This window comes from Sporocytophaga myxococcoides (genome assembly GCF_000775915.1).
In the GTDB taxonomy this organism is placed as follows: domain Bacteria; phylum Bacteroidota; class Bacteroidia; order Cytophagales; family Cytophagaceae; genus Sporocytophaga; species Sporocytophaga myxococcoides_A.
On sequence record NZ_BBLT01000005.1, the window covers coordinates 398,745 to 424,669 of the forward strand.

23 protein-coding genes are annotated in these 25,925 nt (G+C 34.7%); 19 read left to right on the plus strand and 4 right to left on the minus strand.

Features of this window, described 5'->3' with window-relative positions; translation table 11 throughout:
- The first annotated feature begins 309 nt into the window (after nt 1–309).
- The 8 genes from MYP_RS14195 to MYP_RS14230 all read left to right on the plus strand — a co-directional run bounded on the left by MYP_RS14195 (nt 310) and on the right by MYP_RS14230 (nt 10,372).
- Nucleotides 310–1,923: a hypothetical protein gene (locus MYP_RS14195; RefSeq protein ID WP_045464523.1), complete on the plus strand. Its 1,614-nt coding sequence runs from the start codon at nt 310–312 to the stop codon at nt 1,921–1,923.
- A 149-nt stretch (nt 1,924–2,072) separates the two neighbouring features.
- Nucleotides 2,073–2,618 (plus strand): condensin complex protein MksE, encoded by a 546-nt coding sequence (locus MYP_RS14200; protein WP_045464525.1) that lies wholly within the window; start codon nt 2,073–2,075, stop codon nt 2,616–2,618.
- Nucleotides 2,596–6,273, plus strand: a complete 3,678-nt coding sequence (locus tag MYP_RS14205) for an ATP-binding protein (RefSeq protein WP_045464527.1) — start codon at nt 2,596–2,598, stop codon at nt 6,271–6,273. Before MYP_RS14200 ends, MYP_RS14205 begins: the two co-directional genes overlap by 23 nt.
- 31 nt (nt 6,274–6,304) lie before the next feature.
- Nucleotides 6,305–7,270 carry a site-2 protease family protein gene (locus MYP_RS14210; protein WP_045464530.1) on the plus strand — a complete coding sequence of 322 codons (966 nt, stop codon included), beginning with the start codon at nt 6,305–6,307 and terminating at the stop codon, nt 7,268–7,270.
- Between the two features lie 47 nt (nt 7,271–7,317).
- Nucleotides 7,318–8,406, plus strand: coding sequence for a T9SS type A sorting domain-containing protein (locus MYP_RS25140; RefSeq protein WP_052430217.1), 1,089 nt, complete (start codon nt 7,318–7,320; stop codon nt 8,404–8,406).
- Between the two features lie 14 nt (nt 8,407–8,420).
- A complete protein-coding gene (locus tag MYP_RS14220; protein WP_045464532.1) occupies nt 8,421–8,996 on the plus strand; it encodes a hypothetical protein in 576 nt (191 codons plus the stop codon).
- Between the two features lie 26 nt (nt 8,997–9,022).
- The gene (locus tag MYP_RS14225) at nt 9,023–9,595 is read left to right on the plus strand and encodes a Crp/Fnr family transcriptional regulator (protein WP_045464534.1); all 573 of its coding nucleotides are present in this window, start codon (nt 9,023–9,025) and stop codon (nt 9,593–9,595) included.
- Between the two features lie 63 nt (nt 9,596–9,658).
- A complete protein-coding gene (locus MYP_RS14230; RefSeq protein WP_045464536.1) occupies nt 9,659–10,372 on the plus strand; it encodes an MBL fold metallo-hydrolase in 714 nt (237 codons plus the stop codon).
- An 88-nt stretch (nt 10,373–10,460) separates the two neighbouring features.
- Here the strand turns inward: MYP_RS14230 and MYP_RS14235 are convergent, their stop codons facing one another.
- On the minus strand, nt 10,461–11,435 hold the full coding sequence (locus MYP_RS14235) for a hypothetical protein (RefSeq protein ID WP_156140616.1): 975 nt from the start codon (nt 11,433–11,435) through the stop codon (nt 10,461–10,463).
- Nucleotides 11,436–11,468: 33 nt separating this feature from the next.
- Nucleotides 11,469–12,776: a radical SAM protein gene (locus MYP_RS14240; protein WP_045464540.1), complete on the minus strand. Its 1,308-nt coding sequence runs from the start codon at nt 12,774–12,776 to the stop codon at nt 11,469–11,471.
- Between the two features lie 611 nt (nt 12,777–13,387).
- Here MYP_RS14240 and pnuC point away from each other — a divergent pair.
- The 5 genes from pnuC (at nt 13,388) to MYP_RS14265 (ending at nt 16,422) form a co-directional block, all read left to right on the plus strand.
- Complete coding sequence (gene pnuC, locus MYP_RS14245) at nt 13,388–13,963, plus strand: nicotinamide riboside transporter PnuC (RefSeq protein ID WP_045464542.1); 576 nt, start codon at nt 13,388–13,390, stop codon at nt 13,961–13,963.
- A complete protein-coding gene (locus tag MYP_RS14250; protein WP_052430218.1) occupies nt 13,960–14,823 on the plus strand; it encodes an AAA family ATPase in 864 nt (287 codons plus the stop codon). Before pnuC ends, MYP_RS14250 begins: the two co-directional genes overlap by 4 nt.
- 29 nt (nt 14,824–14,852) lie before the next feature.
- Nucleotides 14,853–15,179 (plus strand): hypothetical protein, encoded by a 327-nt coding sequence (locus tag MYP_RS14255; protein WP_045464544.1) that lies wholly within the window; start codon nt 14,853–14,855, stop codon nt 15,177–15,179.
- 31 nt (nt 15,180–15,210) lie between these two features.
- Nucleotides 15,211–15,762, plus strand: a complete 552-nt coding sequence (locus MYP_RS14260) for an NADAR family protein (protein ID WP_045464546.1) — start codon at nt 15,211–15,213, stop codon at nt 15,760–15,762.
- Nucleotides 15,763–15,885: 123 nt separating this feature from the next.
- Nucleotides 15,886–16,422, plus strand: coding sequence for an MgtC/SapB family protein (locus MYP_RS14265; protein WP_052430219.1), 537 nt, complete (start codon nt 15,886–15,888; stop codon nt 16,420–16,422).
- Between the two features lie 342 nt (nt 16,423–16,764).
- Here MYP_RS14265 and MYP_RS14270 read toward each other — a convergent pair whose 3' ends face one another.
- Both MYP_RS14270 and MYP_RS14275 read right to left on the minus strand, forming a co-directional pair.
- Nucleotides 16,765–19,164, minus strand: coding sequence for a glycoside hydrolase family 65 protein (locus MYP_RS14270; RefSeq protein ID WP_045464548.1), 2,400 nt, complete (start codon nt 19,162–19,164; stop codon nt 16,765–16,767).
- A gap of 13 nt (nt 19,165–19,177) precedes the next feature.
- Entirely contained in the window at nt 19,178–19,942 is a 765-nt protein-coding gene (locus MYP_RS14275) for an HAD family hydrolase (protein ID WP_052430220.1), read from the minus strand.
- Nucleotides 19,943–20,234: 292 nt separating this feature from the next.
- On the opposite strand from MYP_RS14275, the gene MYP_RS14280 reads away from it, so the two are divergent.
- From MYP_RS14280 to MYP_RS14305, 6 genes are all read left to right on the plus strand, one after another.
- Nucleotides 20,235–22,727: a cation-translocating P-type ATPase gene (locus MYP_RS14280; protein ID WP_045464550.1), complete on the plus strand. Its 2,493-nt coding sequence runs from the start codon at nt 20,235–20,237 to the stop codon at nt 22,725–22,727.
- Between the two features lie 146 nt (nt 22,728–22,873).
- The gene (gene atpD / locus MYP_RS14285) at nt 22,874–24,250 is read left to right on the plus strand and encodes a F0F1 ATP synthase subunit beta (RefSeq protein ID WP_045464748.1); all 1,377 of its coding nucleotides are present in this window, start codon (nt 22,874–22,876) and stop codon (nt 24,248–24,250) included.
- A complete protein-coding gene (locus tag MYP_RS14290; RefSeq protein ID WP_197060084.1) occupies nt 24,247–24,672 on the plus strand; it encodes a F0F1 ATP synthase subunit epsilon in 426 nt (141 codons plus the stop codon). The genes atpD and MYP_RS14290 overlap by 4 nt, the downstream gene beginning before the upstream one ends.
- The gene (locus MYP_RS14295) at nt 24,673–24,981 is read left to right on the plus strand and encodes an AtpZ/AtpI family protein (protein WP_045464552.1); all 309 of its coding nucleotides are present in this window, start codon (nt 24,673–24,675) and stop codon (nt 24,979–24,981) included. It begins immediately after the preceding gene.
- The gene (locus MYP_RS14300; protein ID WP_045464554.1) at nt 24,974–25,273 is read left to right on the plus strand and encodes an ATP synthase subunit I; all 300 of its coding nucleotides are present in this window, start codon (nt 24,974–24,976) and stop codon (nt 25,271–25,273) included. Before MYP_RS14295 ends, MYP_RS14300 begins: the two co-directional genes overlap by 8 nt.
- Nucleotides 25,257–25,919 (plus strand): F0F1 ATP synthase subunit A, encoded by a 663-nt coding sequence (locus MYP_RS14305; RefSeq protein ID WP_045464556.1) that lies wholly within the window; start codon nt 25,257–25,259, stop codon nt 25,917–25,919. Before MYP_RS14300 ends, MYP_RS14305 begins: the two co-directional genes overlap by 17 nt.
- Nucleotides 25,920–25,925: the final 6 nt, after the last annotated feature.

A 25,925-nucleotide genomic window follows, 5' to 3' on the forward strand; every position in this document is an offset into this window, starting at 1 on the left:
AGGGAAGTTTTAAAAAGCGGAAATTGAGCTAATAATCACCTTAAACTTAAATCTTGATCGGATCATATGGGAAGGGCATATGATTCAATGAAATTTGTCGGTAATTATTTTTCAGGATGAAAGGTTTCAATTGGATTTTTTTTCATTGAAAATCAGAGAGATGTTTTAAGGAGTTAAATTAAATTAATTAAATGTAAGAATTCCCTTAAATCTCCTTCGAAGGTCCGGGATAAAAGTGTATTTTTATAGTTGGGCTAAAATTAAAAAAATGTTTTTTGTCCTCAAGTGAAACATAATCAGGTATTTTAAGTGAAGCAACCTTTAAGCATTAAAGACCTCATCAATCTCCTTTACCAAAATCGGGAGGTTATAGAAATGCTTTTTGGAAATAAAGAATCCATAAACAAATCTGAAATCCTTGCCAGGGAAGATATGAGTGATGAAAAGCTGGAAAAGCTTGCCATCTACGAAATAATCCACGAAAATAATAATATCATCAGTCTGGATGACCGGATTATCACTTTTATAGAGGAAGTGCTTGAAATAGGCGAGGTTACGACCAGCTTTATCAATGATAATATTCAGTCTCTCAATGAAAATCTGAAATATTACAGGATCGATAGTAATCCAAGATTTCTCCGGAACATAAAAAGGTCGCTTAAGAAGATCAATTCTACAACTTCGAGGGAAGTCATAAAACTTCATAAGAATATTGATGAAGCTTATAAGAATCAGGGTAATTACCTGATCAAACTTCAGGAGCTTGATAAATACAAGAGAAAACGGGATGATATCATCAATCTTATTAAAGAAACAGAGCAAATCATTTCTGATGCTCAGGGTTTTTTTAATATGATTGTGGATGCCGAGTTGAGCTCTATTATTCTTGATTTAAGATACACGTTAGTCAGGAATCGTGATTATCTGAATGAAATCCAGGCGCAGATCATTGACTATATCAATAAGATTCAGTATCAAGCGGAAATTTACAGAAAGATACAGCGGCTTAAAGAATTAAAAGACTACGAAGAACTAAAGTATAAAACCAACTTTGTCGATGTCGTAGCTTCAACCAATGCCTTAATGTTCCGTAAACGCGTTCCCTTGAAAACAAGATTGTCTATTGATTTCCTTTATTCTGATCAGGGAGCTGCACTTACTCAAAAGGTAGCATCAAAACTTCATTTATTAAGACATACCGACAGAAAGCCTGCAGGCAGAATGTCTGATGGGTTTTATGAAACATACAAAGAAGAGTCTGCAAGTCTTAATATCGCAGGACTTGTAGAAAAATTTCAATCTGGAAATGTTGATTTATTTCAATTTGTACAATCTTATAATTTCCCTGAAAAAATCGGTGAGCTAAGTCTCGAAAAAAGAATTTCCCTATATGTCGGTATTTCTATAGACTATGATCCTCAATTAAATATCACAGATGAGTTTAACTTTATAGAACTGATCAATGATAAAGGCCAAAAGCAGAAAGTCGGGTATGCGTTGATTAAGCCGAAACCAGAAAGCGAAAAGCTTACAGTAGTTAAAAGTGAAAAGTTAAAAGTTGAAAGTGAAAAGGATGTAGCGGAAAGCTTAAAGCTGAAAGCAGAAGGCGAAAAGCTTAAAGCTAAAATTGAAGAATCCACTGCTCAACAGGTCGAGGCTAAAGGTGACGAGGTTAGAGTGGTGGGCTTACAGTCTGAAGCTAAAGGAAGAAAGTCGAAAGAAGAAAGTGTAAAGCTTAAAGTTGAAAGTAAAAAGTTAAAAGCGGAAGGCGTAAAGCTTAAAGCGGAAAGTAAAAAGAAGAAACCTGATAGCTTAAGTCATAAAGTTGAGAATGAATTGCCTAACACTATTACTCTCAATGATGAGAAGAAAAAAGTAACTAAGTCGAAAACAAACAAAGCAAAACAAAAAAAAAGTAAGTGATCATTTTACTGTGTAAGTAAAAGATTTAAATAGAGAGAATCATTTAATGTTTGCAATTAAAGTGATAACAGCAAAGCAAGTTGAACTAAGATCAAGCAATAAGCATACTTTAATCTTTGAACTTTCAACTTATAACTTAATACTTTCTCATGGTTCCTAAACAAACAGCAGAAATATTTCAGATCCTTAGCAAAGGTAACTTCATCAGTTCTAACGGAAGTCAGGCAAGGTTGTATGATTGTATCAGTCATGAAGATAACTTCAGGATACTGAAAGAGTATTTTGCCCATATTGGCTATCACCTGGAAAGTGGGCATAACTATTATTATTTTAGTCAGCAGGATGAGACGAACACCAATATGGAGAAAAAACTGGAGCAGTTTGCTCACTTTATCGATGTAATGGATTTTTTCTCTTGTCTGGATGTGAAGCCTGTTACAGGTACGCGTTACAGGGTGACTCAGATTGCTGAGGAATGCTTTGCTAATGAACGTTTGAGACAAAAGATATTTGCTTTGTCAAGAAAAGACAAGCTGATAGATAAAGTCATAGAGGTTGCCGGTTCCCTTGCTAATGGCGGTTTTTTTGAACAGGAAGATGAAGATACTTATAAAGTAATGGATGCCATTCATTATCTTGAAACTATTATTTCCCTTATAACTATTGATGACGATGGAGAGCAAAAGAATTCTTAACAGAATCATTTTTATCAATATTGCAAATACCGATTATTCCAGTGCAGAGATAGCAGGTAATACATGTTTTGTTGGAACCAACAACATGGGAAAGACTACACTGCAAAGGGCTATATTGTTTTTCTACAGCGCGAATACCAGAGGGCTTGGTATTTCCGGTTCTCAGAAGTCATTTGAAGATTATTATTTCCAATACCCTAATTCATATATCATATATGAAATTCTGACAGAAGAAGGAATGTTCCATGTGATGGTATACAGACATAATAAACTGTTGTTTCGTTTTGTGGAAAGTCCTTTTAATAAGGATCTGTATATTGTGAACAATGAAGCCGTTCTTCCTAAAGAAGTACTGACAAGGTTTAATGAGCATAAGTTATACTATAGCGATCAGATTGAAACATTTGAAAGGTATAGAAATATAATCTATGGTGCAGATCCGGACAAACGTTATAAGAAGTTTGCACTGCTTAAAGGAAATAGCAACTATCACAATATACCTCTTGCTATTACTTCGATCTTCCTGAGTTCCGAAGCTTCTATAAAAGCAGAGTTTGTGAAAGAATGTATCGCAAACTCTATCAGTACCAAACATACCAATATAGAACTGAAGACTGTAGAACGTCAGTTGCGTCAGTTTACTGAGAAGTATCAGGACATCGAGACTTTCTTCAGAAAAGAGAATGCTCAAAGAGGAGAGTTGATTAAAGATAATTTCTCACAGATAAAAAATCTTAAAACCAAACAACGAGCGTTAGCTGCAGAACTTGGTGGAGCAATAAAATATGCAACGGAACAGAAAGAATTATTAGGACTTCAAGTAGCAAATTTCAGACAAAAGGCAGAGGCACTAACAAAAGATTTTAAATGGAAAGAAAACGCCTTTCAGGAGAAAAAGGGAGAAATTAATCAGGAAATAGGAGCTATTAAATCAAGGCTGAAAGAAGCAGATAAAAAGCAAAAAGAATATCAGGGAAAAGGAATAGAAGAGCTAATGAAGAAAGCAGAGGAAAAACCTCAGCTTTTGGCCAGTCTGCAAGCCAGAGAAACGGAATATGCAACACTAACTGCAGGGTTCAAAGATGTTGAGCAGCAATTCAAGACTTTGTTCGATGGACTTGAAAATGAAAAAAAGGAATTTCTGAATATGATTACCAGTCAGGGCTTATCTCTTGAAAGAAAATTTCAGGAAGTAAAAAGCAAGCTGACAGAGGAGTTCAGAAAGAGTGAAAATAATCTAAGAGAAAAGAATGCTTCTGCAATTGATCAATACAAAGCGCGTCTGCACAAAAGAGAGCTGGATAAGCAGAAAGCAGAGTTTTCAGAAAAGGAAATAAAAAAGAAGAAGTACTTTGAAAGAGAAATTGCACTTATAAAAGAGAACCTTGATGAAATAGGGAAGAGGAGACTTGACAGAGAGGCCCAATCAAAAATTAAGAACAGAGAAATAGAGGCTCTGAGAAAAGAAGCCGAACATATAAAAGAAAAGAACAGGATCACCGCAGATCAATTTACTTCGAAGAATAAAGATGAAATAGCCATAATAGATGAAAAGATCAAAACTATTGAGGATAAGCTTTCAATTCATCAGAATGCTTTCTTTGGCTTCCTCCAGGAGAATTATCCTGAATGGCCTAAAACAATAGGAAAGGTTTGTAATGAAGAACTTCTCTTTAATAAGGATCTGAATCCTAAGTTGATTCAAAAGGAACTGGATACTCTATATGGAATCCAGCTCGATCTTTCTAATGTTAAAATTCATTCCAAGTCTCTTGAGGAATATGAACAGGAGAAATCTTCCTTGCTGGAAGAAAAATCTAAACTGAATCAGAATTTTCTTGATTTCAGAGAAACACAGGCAAGAGAAGAGCAATCCAAGCTTGCATCCATTGGTAAGAAAAGTGCACAATTCAAAAATGAACTTTCTCAACTGGATTATGATGCCGAGCAGGACGAACAAAAGGAGAAGCAATTCACACTTGACCTGAATGACTGGGAAAGAAAAGCTGAAGCCCAGAGAGAACAGGATCTCACAGAGGTATACACACTTCAGGAAGAGATCAAAAAGGAATTGGCTGAAATCAATGCATCAATGAAAGGTCTTTCCGAATCACTCAAAGATGAATTGAAATTATTAAAGAATAAAGAAGCGGATCGGATCGCTGAGGCGAAAAAGGCATATGAGGATGAAGCTACCATACTAGAAGAATCAAAAGATGCAAAACTTGAAGAGTTTAATGAAAGAAGAGAGAAGCTGCAGGAAGATAAATCCAAGAGCTTAAAGAATAAGGGTATAGATGATTCTAAGATCAAAGCGCTGGAGAATGAAATAAAAAACATTAAACAGGGTCTGGATGAGATTGAAAAAAACTCTGAGTTTGTAAATGATTATAAGAAGGACAAGCGCGAACTGTTTGATAAAATAGAGTCTTTCAACAAAGAAAAAGAAATCCTTGATGAGAAACTGAAGCAATGTGAAAGGGATTTTAATGCTGAAAAACAAGCGTATGAAAAGGATAAAGTTCAGCTTGAAAAGGAGAGTTCAAAATTCCTTGAAGAGCTTAAGAAGTATACAGACGGGCTTGATTATTTTGAAAAGCATTTTAAAGAAAAAGCTTTGTATGAACGTCTGCGTCATTTGATAGAACCTGCCACTGCCATGCCTTCTGACCTTGGTATTACAGCTCTTTGTTCTCAGCTGTTTTCAAATGATGGAGAATATCATGGTCAGTTTGAGAAGTTCAGAAATAAGATTACAGAATTTACAGGACGCTTCCGTCCGGAAAACCACTTGAATTTCCGTATCAATCCGAACGCCAATGAATTTGAATACGAAAGATTTGCTGATTACTTGCAGGAGTTTTATAATGAAAATAAGATCCAGACATCCATAGCAGAAGTAGCCAAAAACCATGGCATGCTAATAGATGCCATTGCTACCAAAGTAAAAGCGCTGACAGACCACAAAGGACGTATCAACCGGATGATCAGTAAGATGGAAGCAGACTTTGGAAGAGCATCATTTGAAAGTTCTAAACTGATCGAATACATAAAGCTGAAGTCTGAAGACAGTGAAAACAAGGTATTGAAGAAGCTTCAGAAGATTGCAGAGTTTAGAGAGCAGAACCCTTTCCTATATGGAGAATCGAATTTGTTTAATCAGGAGAACAAAGCAAAGTCAGAGATAGATAAAAAGTCAGTTGAGCTTTTGAACGACCTTCAGAAAACCATTAGTGAAGAAAATTATGACGAGATTAAAGTGCAGGATTTATTTGAGCTGCGCTTTAGAATCAAAGAAGGGAAGAACGATACCGGCTGGATTGAGAAAATAGACAGAGTAGGTTCTACAGGTACTGATATGCTTGTAAAAGCTGTAATATATATTACGTTGTTAAATGTATTCATTAAAGAATCCACAGAGAAGACAACGCAGAATTTTAAAGTTCATTGTATTATAGATGAGGTAGGACAGATCTCAGCTCCTTATCTGAAAGAACTGATAAGCTTTGCAGAAGAAAGGAATATTTATCTGATCAACGGTCTTCCGAATGAAAGCAAATTGGAAACACATTACAACTATACTTATAAATTCAGAAAAGATCAGCATGGGAATGTAAAGGTAGTTCCGTTGTTGACGATGAGTATTGAGCCTTGAGTAATTTTTTAATTAATTAAATAATAATTGTATGGAAGAGCAAGAAAGTCTTATAACCTCGGAACCTACAGAGAAAGTATATCCAGACAAGCCTGTTGAGGAAAGTGCTGCTAAATCTTTGCTGCCTTCAATTGCAAGTGCACTTTTGTTTATTGCTGCTTCCTATTTCGTGTTTGACTGGAGCCTAACGAACATATTAATATTGGCAGGCGTGGTACTCTTTCATGAGTTGGGCCATTTTGCCGCTATGAAGATCTACAGTTACAAGGATGTATCAATGTTTTTTGTACCACTTGTTGGAGCTTTTGTATCAGGTACCAAAGAGCAGATCTCGCAAAAGCAATCAATCATTATAATTCTTGCAGGACCTTTACCTGGTGCATTGCTTGGTGCTATATTGTATTACTTCGGGTTGGCATATCATAATGACTTCTTGTTGAACATTGCTGGTTTTATGGTTTTAATTAACCTGTTTAATCTGCTGCCAATAATGCCTTTTGATGGCGGACGATTTATTAAATCTCTGTTCTTTGAGAGAAGCGAGCTTATAAGCAGCATATTCAGTTATATATCCATTGGGGCTCTTTTTTACTATTCCATCACTTCTAGATCTTATTTTTTGATGCTTGTTCCAGGCTTCCTGATCCTGCAGTTATTTGCGCAGTCACAATTAAAAAAGACAAAGGAAGCAGTAGTGGATAAAGGAATTAATATTAATAAAAGTTATGATGAACTTAGTAATGAAGAGTACTGGCTTGTGCGTGATGAAATAGGGAAACATGTTAAGGCTTTTAGTAAATATATTACTCCCGGAAAATATGAGGTTTCGGAAAATGAACAGAAGATAATAGAACAGGTTAAGGCAGTCATTCAGAAAGAACCTATACAGGATCTTAAGGTAGGAGGTAAAATTCTTTTTACAGTCATCTGGATTTTATCTTTTATTATTCCTTTTGTAATTATTGGGGTAAGTATGATTTTGACAAGGAGTTTGTAATTTGTTTTATCATTGAAAAAATAATTTTTAACATTTAAATTTTTAATATGAAAAGAAAAATTGTATTAATAGTTTTTATTACGATCTCCTGTGTTAGGGCTTTGCAAGCACAAGATGTAAATATTCCTGATTCAAATTTTTTGAAAGCAATATTATATTCTACAGACACCAATAAAGATCAGAAAATTCAGGTGGCGGAAGCGGAGGCAGTAACCCGTCTAGAATTAAGGAATGCAAATATCAATGATTTGACCGGCATAGAAGCTTTTATAAATCTGGATACTCTTCTAGTTGCTACCAATAATTTAACTGTTTTGGATGTGTCAAAAAATAAGAAATTGAAATTTCTCAATTGTGGAGTTAATAAACTATCCGGTATTGACATATCAAATAATCTTGAACTAAGTACTCTGGTGTGTAATGATAACTTTTTAACAAGTTTAGATTTGAGTACAGCGGATTCATTAATTGAATTATGGTGTTTTAATAATTATCTTAATGAAATCGACTTGTCCAAAAATACTAAATTAATGATGTTAACTGTGGTCTCAAACTCAATTAAAAATATTGACCTTTCAAATAATCCGTCTCTAATAGCATTTGATTGTTCTTCAAATAGATTAAGCCACCTTGATCTTTCGAATAATTTGTCATTAAAAGGATTAGGTTGTTCTTCAAATGTATTAACCCATCTTGATCTTTCCAGAAATATAGACCTTGAGTATGTGAAATGTGATGATAATCAATTTGAATATCTGGATTTCTCGCATAATCGGAATATTGATTCTTTATATTGCAGGAATATGCCGAGCTTAAGATCAATATGTGTACCGGATATAGAATTTGCGAACGCGTACTACCATAAAGACATCACAGCAGACTGGATTGATGATTGTGTTCTGGGCATTAATAATGATCAGAAAAAAACGACCATTAATATTTTTCCTAATCCTTCAAAAGACATAGTTTATCTGGAACACAATTCTAGTTGGGAAATATTCGATGTATATGATAAAATTGTTTTATCTGGTTCGGGTTTTCAACTTGATTTAACAAATCAACCTCCTGGTGTCTATATAATTCGGATAACAAATGAAAATGGACAAACTTATTCTCAAAGATTGATTAAAGAGTAGTTTATTATAAGTCTATGGGCCTTGGTAGTGTACAACTCCTTGTGGATATAGAAAATCACTTTAAAATTCAGATCCTCGACAGTAATGCCGCAAAGATTAATACAGTGCTGGATATGGTCAATATGGTTGCTATATACCTGAATATAGAAACTAATGATTTGTCTTTAAAGAAGGAAATGCTCCAGATTATAAATCAAGCTTTAAAGCTGGAAGGCCTGATAAATGATGAGATCTCTGACTCAGATCTTATCTTTAAAACTCTAAATCCTCTATATGATGAATTGTGGGACTCCATTGCTCAAAAGACAGACTTAGTTCTTCCTAAGCCTTATTTGTCAGACAAAAATCACAGAAAATTGTTTTCTTCTCTGGTATGGACTCCAAAATATGAATGGAAAAAGGTCACTGCGGGACATTTTATTGATGCTGTCTGTGCCCGTAATCATAAAAAATTAATAGACCGAAAAAATATATCAGATATTTATGAAATTTTTGTTTCAATAATAGCAATTACTGTAGAAAGTATCGGTGTTGATTACTACGAAGTAGAACCAGAGAAATCTTTTACCAATGATTTTGGTATTGACTAAAAATTTAAAAAAAAATATTAGAGCAAATGCCTATCTCATCCTTATTAAAATATATCTCCAAAACCGTTTCATTATCAGAAGAGGATATTAAGGTGCTCATGAGGGTATTTAATTACGATATCTTTAAAAAAGGAAGTCTGCTGGAAGCTGAAAATTCCGTTGCACAAAATCTTTATTTTATAAAATCAGGTTTTGCCAGGATTTATCATTTTGAAGATGGCAATGAGATTACAACATCCATTGGTACACCCAATAGCCTTATCACAAGCTTTGAAAGCTTTCTGAAAGGAACACCTTCGTCATCTAATCTTAAATGCATCACAGATTGTGAAATGCTTTATATCTCCAGAGTAGATTATGATAGGATCTTTGTTGAAATCCCTTCATGGGAAAAATTTTGCAGATTCAATTACGAGAAAATTATAGCAAACAATTTTCAGCGTAGCAATGATCTGATCTCTCTTCCAGCAGAAAAGAGATACCATAAATTAGTCCAGTCTCACCCGGAAATAATTCAAAACGTTCCTATTCAATATATTGCCTCTTATATCGGAATTAAACCAGAATCATTAAGCAGGATTCGCAAGAAAATTTCCTAACATTTATCAAGTAAAAGAACTAAGGTTGTTAATGAACTTTGTATTGTAATAAATATAAATGCAATGCAAAGGATCATTCAATTATCAGTGCTCCCTTATGGGATGATGAATTGCTTTCTCATCAAAGGGAACAGAAAACATGTATTGGTAGACACCGGAATTCCCGGCAGCGAATCAAAAATTCTTAAGCAAATAGATGATCAAGGCTTAAGGAGGGAGGATATTGGCCTTATTATTATTACTCATGGTCATATCGATCATTTCGGGAGTGTGAGGGCATTACGAAAGATTCTGAATGTACCTGTTATGGTCCATGAGTCGGACGCACAGGCTTTGATTACTGGGAAAAGTATGGCCGAAACACTTAAGCCAAATAAGAAAATCTGGAATATCTTAAAGAGAAGATTACTGACAGCACAAGCACCTGGATGTTCACCCGATATAATTCTAGAAGGCAATAGTGATTTTGATCTGAGTACTTATGGAATTAATGGAAAGGTTATACATACACCCGGCCATACACCCGGCTCTCTATCTGTAGTTGTTGATGAAAGGCACGCTATTATAACGGATTTGGCTTCTTCAGGAATTCTGCTTGGTGGCTTGGCTTTTCATTCAAGAATGAAGAAACCTCCGTTTCATGATAATTTACTTGAAGTAAAAGCAAGTATTGATAAATTGTTGGCTTTGAGTCTGGAGGTGTTTTATCTGGGGCATGGTTACCCTGTTACAAGAAATGCATTAATTCATTATCGGGATAAGGTCTTAAAGGTTTAAAGCTGAAATTTAAAGTTAAGGAAATACATTCTGATTGACATTTACCTAAATCCTTCTCAAATGGAGAAGGATTTAGGTTGAGGTTTTCTTAGGCTAACTTTTTATCAACATCTTTATAATGTTCTTTTATCATATATAAAGTCTGAAGACAATTTTCCTCCTGTATTCCGAGCGTCTCAAATAGGTGCTTAAGCACACAAGCCATTATAGGCCATTTTTCCTGATCCTGGAGCCGTGTCTTTGTATTAGAAGTGTATTTGAACCAGTCAGGCAAAATGTATTTTTCTTCTTTAAGAATATGTTTAAATGTTAAAATATCTCTTCTGAAATCCGCAAGCCAGTAAAAGTCGGTATCTTCTATATCATCAGCAAAAGTTACGATCAGAGAGGCAATGGTTTCTTTTTGTTCAATGAAACTCCTCCGCATAAGCTCTGCAATTTCTTTGATCTCTTTTTGCTTTAGTTTCCTTAACTCTTTGTCTTTTCTTGAAAAGTAATCAGCAGTAGGCATGCGTACTTTAAAATGCCATTCTGAAAAATCTGCTTTTTCATGACGGCTATCGCTCAGTATGGTTATAATAGAATCGGATAATACAAGTCCGGTAGCAAAGACGAGGTCGTCGTCAAAGGTTCCTCTGCTTTCCAGCATTTTAGGAGTATACTTGCATAAAAAGTCAAGAAGTTTTTCATTGATAAAATCGCTTTCAGTGAATGATATCCTCAGGTTTATATCAAACTCGTGAAGGCTGTTGTTGGGATAGCTCGGAAAGAAGGTTTGAGGATAATAGAAAGTCGTATCAAGATCTTTACTTGGATTTTCCCGAAGGAATGTACTGATTTTGGAAATGTATTGCTCTCTGATATATAGAATGTCAAGAGGTTTGTTAAATCTGAAATATATTTTAAAATGATCGCCTCTTCGATAACTGGTTTCATGAAAGAAATTAAAACCATCTTCTTCAGGAGCCTCTTCATACAAAGGAAGCAGACATTCGAAGAGAAATCGGTTAACCTCCATTCTGTTATAATATACTTGTAAATAAAAGCTTGTAATTAAAGACATAATCAAAATATCTGTTAGTTAACTTTTTATTTGTTATAAAATTTCTTTTTTGGAATAGAAATCAAAATGACAATGACATAATTCTTTATTGCATAAAACAGGATCATCAGGAAGGGTAAGATTGGGATTCCCTATGTTGCCTATTTTGCCTCCGACCATACACCATCCTCTGAATATGTCTCCTTTTGCATCAATAGCTATCTGAGTCACACCACTCAGGCAATTCCAGCCCCACCAAGTATTTTCCTTTGAGGAGACCAGGAGTGGAGGAGATACCTTTTGTTTTTTCCCGTCAGGATATACTTTTGAGAGATCAGATCTCTTACTGATAACCTTTGTTTTATTGACAATAGGTTCTTTTGATGTAGTAGAATTGAATTGATCAATTACATCAAGTTCATTTTGAGTATAGCCAGGTAAAAGTTCTCCTTCCAGGTCTTCTATCAACGGCATCAGGTTAACAGTATAGATACCAAGCTTACGGATATCTTCCCCCAATTCCAGACAGAAGTCCAGTTTGCCCGGAGGTGCCATAATATTACAATTCAGATCAACCTTGTCTTTCAGGAAATCCGCAAGCTCCAGGTACTTCGCCCTGTCTGCAAACTCTGTATGATAACTGAATGCTATGACATCAAAATGCTGAACATTCTTTCTCCACCAGTCCATTGTTCTTGAACCATTTGTAATCATTGAGATCACGCCACCTTTAGATTTTATATAGGAGCATAAAGCGCCATAGTCTTTGTATAGCGTAACTTCTCCTCCTGTAAATTCTATTACAATCTTTTGTCCTGCTTTTTTCTCAAAAAGTGTATCAATGAAGTTCTTCAGAATTTCAAGATCTGTCCAGGGAATAGAACCATCATTCAGGTAAGAAGGGCAATAACTGCAGGAGTAACTACATGTATTACCAAGAAACCAGTTGGCCACAAAGATATTTTCAGTCTCCAGACCAGTGTCTAAAACAGAATATCCGTGTTGCACCGGTTCTGTCTTTTTCTGAATTTGATTTTGATGAGTAATCAGAAAAGCTTCTGAGAGATTATAATCAGTCAGGCGAATGATTTCCCTGTCATTTTCCTGATAAAGATTATCAGTGATTTTTGTCCATGATATCCATTTTCCATTCTCTAACTGAAGATCGATGCTGTTATGTCTTAATGTATACCTACCTTCAACGGTAGGTTCTTTTATTATGGAGTTTTCAACATATCCTCCATCAGATCCTGGCAAAATCTCGACAACACCACTTAAACAGGTGTTATTGCTAAACAAAATGTAAAAGTTACTTTCGTTGAGATTGTTGTATCGGATGAATAAGTCTTTAAAAATTTTCATAACATAGTTGCTTTGGTCATTGATAGGTCGGATTATAATACTTGCTGAACTGTAAACCGGATGATGATATTTTCATTATTCCTTACCAATTGACCTTCAAGAAAGTGGATTTATTTTTTAGAGTATGTATCAAATGTTACAAAAGCAAACTCTTTAACTTTTATATAATTAAAAATGAAAGTGTAATAAGGTTGAAAGGAGTTTTTACCTTATAGCATTAGTCTGGAGTATTTAATTACAGATGTAATCATTTTACGATCCGGAAATCTATTAGGCTCAAATAGGGACGATGTCAGCAGAGGAATTAATCTTTTATTGGGAAAGCGAAAAAGTTAAATTAGAAACAGACCTGCACTATTTTAATTTTAGAAAGGTGCGATTGGATGGTATGTTATTCATTTCCAAACAAGAAGATGCTGTCTGAACTTTTGTGGTAACTATTTTTTGATTAAAACGATTCAGTATTAATATTATGTGTCGGATTCAAATTGGGTTGTTCAAGTTTCATATAAATAGTATATTTAAAAACATGTATAAGTCAGAAGTTTATAATGACTTAGGCCTTACTTATAAAAGTTGGCGAAAGGTTAGAATAGTGATTTTTTAATAACATGTCTGAAATAGAGATCATAGCAACAATATTTGGAGTAATTTGTGTATGGCTTACTATAAAACAACATATTGCCTGTTGGCCTATAGGGCTCGTTCAGGTAGTGCTTTATATTTCTGTTTTTTATCAGGCAAAACTTTATGCAGATATGGTTTTGCATGTCATCTATGTACTGCTTAGTATTTATGGATGGTACCATTGGAGTGAAAGTAATATTAATAAAGAAAGTTCTGGAATTACTCTTTGTGGAAAGTTTACATATATCTATGGAGCTTTGTGTCTGGCATTGACTCTTATATTAGGATTCACTTTTACATTGTATACAGACGCATCACTTACTTATCCGGATTCTTTCATCATGTCTTCAAGCCTGATTGCTCAATGGCTTATGTCCAGGAAAAAACTTGAATCCTGGATCCTCTGGATTCATACTGATATAGTGGCTATTTATGTTTACTGGTATAAAGAACTTTATTGGACTACAGGTTTGTATCTGTTATTCCTTTTTATGGCTATTTCAGGGCTTGCAGAATGGCGTAAGGATTATTATCAGGCTAAATCTATTCTGGTTAAATGAAAACTACAGGACTGACTCTTGGTAAATTTGCTCCTTTTCATAAGGGGCATCAATACATGATTGAAACTGCCATCCGTGAGATGGATGATGTAATCATAGTGATATATGATGCACCTGAAGTAACAGGCATACCTTTAAATATCAGAGCATCCTGGATACGGACATTATACCCGAATGTTGAAGTGATAGAAGGTGTAGATGGACCTTCGGTAACGGGAGATTCATCAGAGATTAAAAAGATTCAGGAAGATTATATTTCAGGATTGCTGAAGGGAAGGAAGATAACACATTTTTATTCAAGTGAATTTTATGGTGATCACATGAGTCAATCTTTAGGAGCTTTAAACAGAGAAGTGGATAGGGCTAGGACTGTAGTGCCGATATCAGGAACTTTAGTGAGAGAAAATGTTTTTCTTCATAAAAATTATTTATCACCTGTTGTTTATAAGGATTTTGTAGTAAATGTAGTATTCCTGGGAGCTCCGTTTACAGGAAAAACTACGTTAGCTAAAAAATTATCAGAGGAATATAAAACAGTCTGGATGCCTGAATATGGCAGAGAGTATTGGGAGCAAAACCAATCAGACAGAAGACTTACTTTGGATCAGTTGACAGAAATCGCAGAAGGACATTTGCTTCAGGAAGATCAGCAATTGTATAAAGCAAATCAGTATCTGTTTACAGATACCAGTGCGATTACAACCTATATGTTTTCGTTATATTATCATAATGAAGTAAGTGATAAATTGAAATTGATTTGTATCTTGAGATATTTGAAGAACATGATGACGTTCTTTTGCCTTATGGAGAAAGAGGTGAACTCGTTATTACAGGGGGAAATAATCCTTTTCTCCCATTAATAAGGTATCGCACCGGAGACTTTTGTTCATTGAAAATTGAAAATGGAATTCCTTATCTTATTGATTTGGAAGCACGAAACCCTGTAGGTTTTTATGCTAAAGAAGGTAGCAGAGTTAATAATATTGAAATATCCAGAGCTATGGCCGAACTGCCTCTCACAGGATTTACACTGCATCAGTCAAAAGACTATAAACTTACTTTTAATGGATGGAGTAATGAAGAGCTGAAAGATAAGGTTACTGAAGAAATTAAGGCAATATTTGGTGAAAAGATTGAAGTAGTCGTATCCATTATTAAACCAGAGTTACATGATGGGCGTAAGACTGTAACATACAGAAGTGATTGGGAGGTTTAATTATTTATTACAAATTTTTTAAGCAACAACAATGACATATAATTTAGAATGGCTTATTGAAAATTATAAGAAAGGAAAAAGGTCTAAGTTTTTATTTTTTTGGGGACATCAGAAAAGCAAAAACGGAGATTTAACACCAACTTGTTTCAGTCAATGGTGGAGTGTTTCATTCAAAGTTGATGGTGTTATATATAAGACAGCAGAACATTGGATGATGGGACAAAAGGCACTATTGTTCAGAGATACGGAGGCATATGAAAAGATACTTATTGCCGGATCACCAAAGGAAGCTAAAGCGATTGGTCGACAAGTACTGAATTATCAGGAAGATATCTGGGCAGATAAACGTTTTGGAATTGTAGTAGCTGGAAACTTACACAAATTTTCGCAGCATGCCGATCTTAAAGATTATTTACTTTCTACGAAAGATAAAATTATAGTAGAAGCAAGTCCGGTCGACAAAATATGGGGCATTGGCCTGAGTGCAGATAGCGACAAAGCTGATAATCCATTAAGGTGGAATGGACTAAATCTACTGGGCTTTGCACTAATGGAAGTAAGAGATAAATTAAGATCAAAATAAATATTTGATTACAGCAGATAATTAAACATTTGTCATGAATGTAAGTATTTTGTATTACTATATAATAGTACAAACAGATTGCTTGTCTTTTTTAGTTTGGGGCCATGATAAAATACAAAACCTATGGAATTTATTGCTGAACCTTTGCAATTTATCGGTTTTAGCCTCAGGACCTTTGGCCATTCTGTAATACTGATTTTTATTGCATTGTTATTGGGAATACCCGTAGGTTGGCAGAGAGGGAAAGGAGTTGATAGTATAGGTCTTCGTACGTTCCCTATTGTATCAATGGCAAGTTGTGGGTTTGTAATTCTGGCAAAAGGTGTAAGTATAAGCAATGGAGACCCATCGATAATTGGAAGCACAATGCAGGGGATGCTAAGTGGCATTGGCTTTATCGGAGGGGGAATGATATTAAAAGAAAAGGGGGACATCCAAGGCATTGTTACTGCAGCCAGTATCTGGAATACAGCTGCTATTGGCATGTGTATAGGATTTGGCAGAGTGGAGATCTCTCTTATGCTATGTATTGTGAATTTTCTCACCTTAGTACTACTGACACCGCTTTCTAATAAAGGTTATCTGGATCCTAAAGGAGGATTGTTTAAAGAAACTAACCCCAAAGGCAAGTTGAGCGATAAGGAAGATGAGGCTATATGAAGATAATAGAATAGAATTGATTATTTATTGTAAAAGACGTTTAAATTTTATAGTACTCTTGCTTTTGTTCGCTCTATTTTTGAGTGATAAGTCTATTTCACCTCCTGATAGATATTCCAATTTATTTAATATTAAGATTAGTGTTTTAATACCCCTTGTCAAAAAGGACCGGCCATGAGGAAATTTCTTAACGCAATTTCCTCACAGCCTTGATTCTTTAGGTTACTCATTAAGGAGAAAAGTGGCAAAACAAGATTAAAAAGATTAATATGAAATCGATGCATAATTGATTTTATAACAGGAGTTAAGTCACTAATCCTATTTAATATATAATAGAACATTTTACCTATGAATAGGAATTATTATAGTGTCTCCGGGTTTTAACAGTATTTTTTCATCCTTAAACCCAATAGTAATTGGTTGTAGAGCTCCATCACTCGCTTCAATTTTACATTCATTTGGGCGGAAAAAAATCTTTAACCAAAGGCCTCTATAATATAGTGTTAAGTCCATTGAATCTATTTCTTTTGGAAAAGAGGGATTAAGCCATAAAACATCATTACGTGTTACCAGTCCGGTATAACAACGCTGAATGATATCTACCGTGCTCGCCATAGAACCTAGATGTATGCCTTCTGCAGTTGTTCCACCTTGTACATCTTTAAAATCACTCATCAATGCTTCATGGAAAAAATACCAGGAATGTTCACGCTTAGAACGTGCTTCAACCCATGAACGAACTATTCGGCTAAGTGTTGAACCGTCTGATGTACGGGGTATATAATAGTTTATATTATTCGGAATATGATTGGGTGTAAAGTCATATCCTAATTTTCCAAATGATTCAACTAATTCTTCTGAAGAAAACAGATAAAATAACATTAATACATCAGCTTGTTTGGAGGCCTTATAATTATTCACAGAATCATTTTCTGCGTTTAGTATTCTGTCTAATCGCTGGATATTTTTATATTTTTTCCGGTATCCGTTCCAATCAAATTCTTTTAATTTCTCATATCCCTCAAATTGGGCTATTATTCCATTTTCCATAAATGGAATGAATAATTTATGACTGATTTCATCCCATTTTGAAATGGTCTTTTCATTCAAATCTAATTTTTGAAGTAATTCGGCTCTGCGTGCATTTCCAATCAGCTTGAGGATTTTTATTGCTTTGGTAAAAAGCCAGGATGCCATATAGTTGGTATATGCGTTATTATTAATTCCAGGCTCTTCTGAATCTGGATATGAAGTATGAAACTCATCTGGTCCTACTACTTTTAATATTTCATATCGCTCCTTGTGACTATTCCAGGTACATATACTTGAAAAGAATTTTGATATTTCCAATAACATTTCTGCACCATAAACTTTCATAAACGGAATATTACCTGTTACTTCATAATATTGCCATATGTTATAAGCTATTGCAAGGTTAACATGTCTTTGCAAGTAAGTATTGTCTGGTCCCCATTTGCCAGAATTTGGATTAAGATGAAGGACTTGACTTTCTTCTCTTCCATTACTTCCACTTTGCCAGGGATACATTGCTCCTTGTAATCCTTCTTTTATAGCAAGTCTTTTTGCAGCATCTAAACGATGGAAGCGATATTTAAGAAGTGATTGGGTTAGATCAGGTAATAGGAAGTTCAATAATGGGAATATAAATAGTTCATCCCAGAATATGTGACCTCTATAAGCCTCTCCGTGCAAACCACGTGCAGGTACACCTACGTCTTTACCAATAGTATGTGGAGAACAAGTTTGAAGCAGATGAAATATATGTAAGTGAAGTAGTAAGATTGTATTTCCAGGATCTGAAAAATAAAAATCAAAACGATCCCACAAAACATTCCAGGAATATTGATGTTTTTTTTTTAGATCATTAAAGGTTTCGCTTTTACTAATAGAATTTTTAGCTTCCACAAGAGGCTCACTTATTGCCATGTCTTTGGAAGAATAAATAGCTACTGTTTTTTCTATTATAGTTTCTTTTGCCTGAGTAACGTTTAAATAGATATTCTGACTTATTTTTCCTTTTATTTTATCGATTTCGTATTGAAAATTAACTTTTTCATTATCCTGGAAAACTTGACAAGAGGAAGCCTGGGCCATGTAAATGCGGGACTGATTCGTTTGAACTAACAGATAAATATTGTCCTTCTCAAATTGACCAAGATCAATAATATTAAGATGTTCGTTATTTAATTTCTGATAACGTTTAACCCCTTCATTTTTTATATTTCCATCTAGAGATGTGCGGATAACTATATTACCAGACCAATTGATTGCTTTAAACTCCCATCGGATTGCTGCCATATGTTGATCGTTCATGCTTACGAATCTGGTACTGATGATAGATGTTTCACGATCTTTGTTGTCTGAAAATCTCATCTCTCTTATTAAGAGTCCATGTTTTATGTCTAATTTTTGTTTATAAAAAAGTACTTTTTTTTGGGATAAATCGAACCAGTTATCATCATCTTCCACTTTAAAAGTAAGGCATAACCAATTGGGCCAATTGACGAGATCTTCATTTTCAATGACCTTGCCGGAAACTTCTGATTTTAGTCTGTTATAGCCACCAGCAAGATATGTCCCAGGGTAATGAATCCCATCAGCGAATGATTCTTCTGCCGCTCCCCGTGTAGCAATTTGTCCATTTCCGAGTGTACATAATGCTTCACGAAGCCCTTCATTGGCTCCATCCATACCGAAATATTCTAAGATCCAGTTGTTCATTATATAGTCTATTCTATAGCAATTGAAATCGGTTTCCGTTATAATTTAACTCACTGAGATTATTAACAATTGTATCTGCTTTTGCCTCTTTCAGTAGATTGAAGTTATTATCATTTTTAATTCCAATAGTGAATCCAAAGTTTCCTTTTACAGCTGCTTTTATGCCTGAAGCAGCATCCTCTGCAACAGCAGTATCATCAGGCTTTACTTGCAAAAGTTTACAGGCATAAAGGAATGTATCAGGGTAAGGTTTACCTCTTAGTTTTTTTTCTTCTCTGATAACTCCGTCCACTATAACATCAAATAAATTAACTATTCCTGAAGCTTCAAGTATTTGTTTACAATTTTTACTTGAAGAAACGACCGCAAGTTTTAATCCTGATTTTCTCCATGCTTTTAAAGCTTCAATGGAGGAAGAGAATGTTTCTACTCCTTCTGTTTTCAAGAGTTTGTGAAATATTAAATTCTTTTGTTTTCCCAAACCATTAACAGTTATTGAAGTATTCGGATCATCTGAGGTGCCTTCCGGAATGGAAATATTTCGGGATTTCAGAAAGCTTTTAATCCCATCCAGGCGAGGTATGCCATCTACATATTTTGGATAATCGGTTGCTGTATTGAATTCCTGAAATTCTTCATTATGCTGTTCTGCTTGTTTTTTAAGAAACTCATCAAAAAGAATTTTCCAGGTTTTAGCATGAAGTTTTGCTGTACGGGTTAATACACCATCAAGGTCACATAATAAAGTGGTAATGTGCATCTGCATCTGCATTGTCATAGATGTAATAAGAATAAATTTGCATACCAGACACTCAGGTATATTAATCTGCTTGGGGTTTATTCCTAATCTATAGGTAATTCAAAATAACTTTTAATAAATACTTATGTTTGAAGATTATTTTTATAAAGTATAGGATCATTACATGAACTTAAATAGGTTCAATAGCTTAAAAGTTCAGTATAATTAAGATAGGGAATGTTCATCTGTCTTCTTATTTTATAAGTTTAATCTATCGAGAGCTTTATTTAAAAGTCTAAAAACATTTGATGATTTTGTGAATTAGCATTCAATGAAAGGAGAATTACCTCGCTATTCAGGTCTGACTGAATCTCAGATAAAAGATAGTAGATCAAGATTCGGAGCTAATAAAATCAAAAGGGAAAATCACGGCACTTTTAAACTATTAAAAGAAGTCGTGACAGAGCCTATGTTTTTATTGCTCATTGCAGCTTGTATTGTTTATTTTTTAGTAAGGCAATATTCAGAAGGATTCTTAATGCTTATCGCTATGGTTCTTGTCGCTTCCATTTCTTTTTTTCAGGAAAGAAGGAGTAAGGCGGCCTTGGATGCTGTAAAGGAAATGAGTCAACCTAAGACAAGAGTTGTAAGAAATGGTAAGGAATTTAAAATTTTTTCTGAGGAACTGGTTGTGGGAGACATTCTTCTTATCGAAGAAGGGGAGCAAATTCCAATAGATGGTGTGATTCTAGAAGCTCATGATTTTACAGTTGATGAGTCGATTTTAACAGGAGAATCCTTTGCCATAGAGAAAAAAAATCAACCTGGTAATAACAAAGTTTATTTTGGTTCTACAGTGAAAACAGGCAACGCTATTTTGAAGGTAGAAGAAGTTGGCAATAGTACTATGTTGGGCAAGTTGGGGAAATCAATTGAGGGCATGGAGGTGAAAAGGAGCAGGTTTCAGGAAGAGCTGAGGGTGTTTGTCCGTAGAATGGCATTTGCAGGGGTAGTTGCTTTTTTGCTGGTGTTGGGAATCAATTACTACAAGTCCGGTGAAATATTAAATTCACTTTTATTTGCGCTGGCTCTGGCCATGTCTATTTTGCCGGAAGAAATACCTGTTGCCTTTTCAACTTTTATGGCTTTAGGTTCTTGGAGACTTTTAAAAGAAAATGTTCTGGCAAAAGATCCTTTGATTGTTGAGACTCTTGGCTCCGCAACTACAATATGTATCGATAAGACAGGTACAATAACTGAAAACAAAATGTCTGTAGCGAAGGTATATACTTATCCTGAAGACTTAGTCAATAATATTATCAGTTTGAGTCCTTCTGGTAAAAGAGTTCTTGCTTATGCAATGTGGTCAAGTGAACCGGCACCCTATGACCCCATGGAAATCGCAATTCATGAAGCTTATGGACATTCAGTAACAGCAGATCAGCGGCAACAATACAAAATGATTCATGAATATCCCTTATCTGGTTCACCACCTGTAATGACTCATCTATATGAAAATAAAGAAGGAAATAGAATTGTAGCTTGTAAAGGAGGAGTGGAATCAGTTATTCGATACTCAAAATTGTCTGATAGAGATGCAAGTAAAATAATTTCGGTAGCAAAAGAGTTTGCAGGAGATGGATTCCGTGTATTAGGCGTGGCTGAAGCTCATTTTAATGGTGATAATTTTCCGAATGATCAAAAAGATTTTGTGTGGACTATACTTGGACTTATAGCTTTATATGATCCTCCGAAGAGGAATATTAAAGGTGTTCTAAAAAGATTTTATGATGCTGGAATCAAAGTTAAAATTATATCGGGTGACTATCCCGAGACTATTCAGACAATAGCACGGGAGATTGAGTTTAAAGGGGGTAATGAACTTATAACTGGTGCAGAAATTGAAAGTATTCCTCAGGGTGAGTTATCTAAAGTAATTCAGAATAAAAGAATTTTTGCCAGAATGTTTCCTGATGCGAAACTAAAGGTTGTACAAACGTTGAAAGAAGAAGGCGAAATTGTTGTAATGATTGGAGATGGAGTGAATGATGGTCCGGCTTTGAGAAAGGCTGATATAGGCGTGGCAATGGGGTCCAAGGGGACAGAAATTGCAAAAAGGGCTTCATCTATCATTATTTTAGACAATGATCTGGAACACTTGTTTTTAGCAATAGTGTCCGGAAGGAAAATATATGAGAACCTTAAAAAAGCAATCAGATATATTTTATCCATCCATATTGCCATTATTACAACTGTGACCGGACCTTTATTGCTGGGTTGGGATATTGTTAATATTTTTTCTCCTATTCATATTATATTTTTTGAGCTTATCATGGGACCAACCTGCTCTATTATTTATGAACGTGAACCAATAGAAATTCAAGCCTCTGTAGCAAAGCCTCGTTCTACAGCTAAAGGTTTTCTGAGCTTAAGTGAGTTGTCGATAAGTATTCTTCAAGGGTTGGTAATTTCTGCAGGAGTTCTAATTCTGTATTATAATACAATGAAAGAAGGTTTATCAGAACGTGAGATAAGGACTTTGGTTTTTACTAATATAGTGGTCGCTAATATTTTTCTTACATTGGAAAACCGTTCTTTTAAAGAAAGTATAATTAAAACATTGAGTTATAAAAATCCTTTGATTTTTTTTATTATTAGTCTTACTGTGTTTCTTCTAATATGCATTCTTTATTTTTCTTTTACAAGAGAGCTGTTTCTTTTAGATCCTATTTCTATGAGGCAGATTATTGCCTGCGTAATTGTGGCATTTTTTAGTGTATTCTGGCTTGAAGGCTATAAGTATTTTAAGAGGAAGTTTGAGTAATTAGAAATTGTTATCTGATTTTTTTAGATCGAAAATTACTTGGTCATAAAAAAGAAGTGATGAATGAATTTTCCTGATTCCGTCGAAGCAATAAACAATATTTTACATAGTAAGTTGTGCCTAAGTCCTAATACAAATAATTGAAATTGAACTACAAGCTAACGAAAGGGAAAGTTTTCAGTATTCAGGGGAGTGTTGTAGATATTTGGTTTGATAATTCCTTACCTGCGATTCAGAATTTATTAATTGCTGAAAGTAACATGAAAATACCGCTTGAGGTGGTATTTCAATTGAACTCAAATATTGTCAGGTGTATTGCACTTCATTCAACGCAGGGGTTATCCAGAGGTGTTCCAGTTGAAGATACTGGTAGTCCAATAGATATACCTATAGGAAATCAATTGCTAGGACATATATTCAATGTATTTGGTAATACGATTGATTCTGGAGAAAAAGTGAATATTGAAAGAAGGAAAAGTATTTATCAGCTTCCCCCTCCTTTGGATAAAAGAGTAACAAAAACAGAAATATTTCAAACTGGCATAAAAGTTATAGATGTTTTAGCACCTCTGGAAAAAGGAGGTAAGGCTGGATTGTTTGGAGGAGCAGGGGTTGGTAAAACTGTTTTACTTACAGAAATGATCCATAATATGATTGGTTATTATAGTGGTGTCAGCATTTTCTGTGGTATAGGTGAGCGATGTCGGGAAGGTGAGGAGTTGTACAGACAAATGAAAGCTGCAGGAGTTATGAAAGATATGATTATGGTTTTTAGTCAAATGAATGAGCCTCCCGGATGCAGATTTAAAGTAGGCCATACCGCATTAACAATGGCAGAGTATTTCAGAGATGAAGAACGTAAGGATGTATTACTCCTTATTGATAATATTTTCAGGTTTATCCAGGCCGGAATGGAAGTTTCGGGTTTGATGGGGTTAATGCCATCCAGGTTGGGATATCAGGCAAGTCTTGCAACAGAACTAGCACAATTAGAAGAGCGGATTACCAATACTTCTAGTGGAGCAATAACATCTATTCAGGCTGTTTATGTTCCCGCAGATGACCTCACAGATCCATCTGCAGTGCATACGTTTTCTCATTTGGCTGCATCAATTGTATTATCCAGAAAGAAATCCAGTGAAGGGTTATATCCAGCTGTTGATCCTTTGAAATCTAATTCAAAGATGATTAATACTTCTGTTGTAGGAGAAAAACACTATATAATTGCTCATGAAGTTAAAAGTACACTTTCAAGGTATGAGAATCTAAAGGGTATTATTGCAATGTTGGGATTAGATCAATTGTCATTGGAGGATCGACATTTGGTAAGAAGAGCAAGGCAACTTGAAAGATTCTTAACTCAACCCTTCGTAGCAACTGAAAATTTCAGTGGAATAAAAGGAAAGATGGTAGACCTTGAAGATTCCCTTAATGGATGTGAGAGAATACTGAATGATGAATTTAAATCTTATTCAGAAGATACTTTTTATATGATTGGAAAAATTGATGAGGTGATTAAATGACTCATAATATGGATGAAGGATATTCCCACATGCATCTTAAAATATTACTTCCGTTTAAGATTTATGCAGAGATAAAGGATGTAAGAAGTTTAGTTGTAGAAACTACTGATGGTCAGTATGGCTACTTGCCACATAGACTGGACTGTGTTGCTATAGTGGTACCTGGAATATTATTTTATAAAAGTGATTCACAAGGATCGGTTTATCTGGCAACTGATGAGGGCGTTTTGAGAAAGACTGGTAAAAACGTATATCTGTCAGTAAGAGATGTCATTGGAGGTGTAGAATTAGGAGAGCTGTATAAAAAAATTGAAAGTGAATTTCTTACTTTAGATGAGCAGGAAAAGGAATATAAGAGAACAATTGCTCTGCTTGAAAGTAATTTCATTAAAAAATATGCAGAGTCAACTATCAAGGAATAAATGAATAGAGATGACAAGTTTTCATCATTCAGGTCAAAGGAGTTAAGAAAACTCAAACAAATAAAAAAACGAAATAAAGGAGTTTGGTTTGGACTTGGTTTTATAGGGGTAATTGGTTGGTTAATTGTAATTCCCACGTTCATCGGGATTTTTTTAGGGCTTTGGCTGGATAAGAAGTTCCATCAGGAATTTTCCTGGACACTCTCTTTATTGATTGCAGGGGTTGTTGGAGGATGTGTGCTTGCCTGGAATTGGATAGAAAAAGAAAATAAAGAAATAAAAAAAGAACAAAAGGATATTGATGAATAACCTGACATTCATAATCTGCTTTTTAGGTGGGTTATTTCTGGGAGCAATATTTTATGGTGGCCTTTGGCTAACTGTAAAATATTGCATTTCTCTAAAGAATCCAGGTATTGCATTTCTTGGTAGTTTTATCCTTAGAATTTCATTTTCATTAATAGGATTTTATTACCTGTTTGATAAAGACTGGTTAAATCTTTTAGTAAGTTTTGCTGGATTCATGTTAGCAAGAATCACTATCACAAAAATGGTCAAGAGCTTTGATTTTAAAGAATTTAATCATGAGAATAAGCCCTGATGACCTTGTGTTTTGGCAATATGGATTTGTAAAAATTGATTTAACCATTGTTACTACCTGGGGAGTATTGATACTTCTTACCGCAATATCTTTAATTTCATTCTTCAGTTTTAAGAAAATAAAGGGCTCAAAGGGACAAGTTATGGTTGAACTTCTTATTGACGTAATTAATGAACAGATTAAAGAAATAGGACTGGAAGAACCAGAAAGATATTTAGGATTTATAGGAACATTATTTCTTTTTATCGTCACTTCGAATATATTGATTATAATACCCTGGTATGAACCTCCGACAGGTTCTGTATCCACAACGATCGCCCTTGCTGTTTGTGTTTTTTTTGCAGTTCCTGTATTCGGAATAGCGAAGCAAGGGATTCTGAGATATCTTAAATCCTATATTGAACCTACTTTCATTATGTTGCCATTTAATATTATAAGTGAATTAACCAGGACAATTGCTCTAGCAATAAGATTGTTTGGGAATATTATGAGTGGAACTTTGATTGTTACCATTTTAGTTGGCCTGACACCACTTATATTCCCTGTTGTTATGACAATTTTGGGATTGCTTACAGGTATGGTTCAAGCTTATATATTTACTGTTTTGGCAACTGTTTATATAGCTGCAGCTTCCAGGATTAAATAAAAATAA

Bases quoted from the DNA above. Each gene is read 5' to 3' on its own strand.
- MYP_RS14200 (WP_045464525.1), top strand. From the start codon at position 2,073: ATGGTTCCTAAACAAACAGCAGAAATATTTCAGATCCTTAGCAAAGGT.
- MYP_RS14205 (WP_045464527.1), top strand. From the start codon at position 2,596: ATGGAGAGCAAAAGAATTCTTAACAGAATCATTTTTATCAATATTGCA.
- MYP_RS14210 (WP_045464530.1), top strand. From the start codon at position 6,305: ATGGAAGAGCAAGAAAGTCTTATAACCTCGGAACCTACAGAGAAAGTA.
- MYP_RS25140 (WP_052430217.1), top strand. From the start codon at position 7,318: ATGAAAAGAAAAATTGTATTAATAGTTTTTATTACGATCTCCTGTGTT.
- MYP_RS14220 (WP_045464532.1), top strand. From the start codon at position 8,421: ATGGGCCTTGGTAGTGTACAACTCCTTGTGGATATAGAAAATCACTTT.
- MYP_RS14225 (WP_045464534.1), top strand. From the start codon at position 9,023: ATGCCTATCTCATCCTTATTAAAATATATCTCCAAAACCGTTTCATTA.
- MYP_RS14230 (WP_045464536.1), top strand. From the start codon at position 9,659: ATGCAAAGGATCATTCAATTATCAGTGCTCCCTTATGGGATGATGAAT.
- MYP_RS14235 (WP_156140616.1), bottom strand. From the start codon at position 11,435: ATGTCTTTAATTACAAGCTTTTATTTACAAGTATATTATAACAGAATG.
- MYP_RS14240 (WP_045464540.1), bottom strand. From the start codon at position 12,776: ATGAAAATTTTTAAAGACTTATTCATCCGATACAACAATCTCAACGAA.
- pnuC (WP_045464542.1), top strand. From the start codon at position 13,388: ATGTCTGAAATAGAGATCATAGCAACAATATTTGGAGTAATTTGTGTA.
- MYP_RS14250 (WP_052430218.1), top strand. From the start codon at position 13,960: ATGAAAACTACAGGACTGACTCTTGGTAAATTTGCTCCTTTTCATAAG.
- MYP_RS14260 (WP_045464546.1), top strand. From the start codon at position 15,211: ATGACATATAATTTAGAATGGCTTATTGAAAATTATAAGAAAGGAAAA.
- MYP_RS14265 (WP_052430219.1), top strand. From the start codon at position 15,886: ATGGAATTTATTGCTGAACCTTTGCAATTTATCGGTTTTAGCCTCAGG.
- MYP_RS14270 (WP_045464548.1), bottom strand. From the start codon at position 19,164: ATGAACAACTGGATCTTAGAATATTTCGGTATGGATGGAGCCAATGAA.
- MYP_RS14275 (WP_052430220.1), bottom strand. From the start codon at position 19,942: ATGACAATGCAGATGCAGATGCACATTACCACTTTATTATGTGACCTT.
- MYP_RS14280 (WP_045464550.1), top strand. From the start codon at position 20,235: ATGAAAGGAGAATTACCTCGCTATTCAGGTCTGACTGAATCTCAGATA.
- MYP_RS14290 (WP_197060084.1), top strand. From the start codon at position 24,247: ATGACTCATAATATGGATGAAGGATATTCCCACATGCATCTTAAAATA.
- MYP_RS14295 (WP_045464552.1), top strand. From the start codon at position 24,673: ATGAATAGAGATGACAAGTTTTCATCATTCAGGTCAAAGGAGTTAAGA.
- MYP_RS14300 (WP_045464554.1), top strand. From the start codon at position 24,974: ATGAATAACCTGACATTCATAATCTGCTTTTTAGGTGGGTTATTTCTG.
- MYP_RS14305 (WP_045464556.1), top strand. From the start codon at position 25,257: ATGAGAATAAGCCCTGATGACCTTGTGTTTTGGCAATATGGATTTGTA.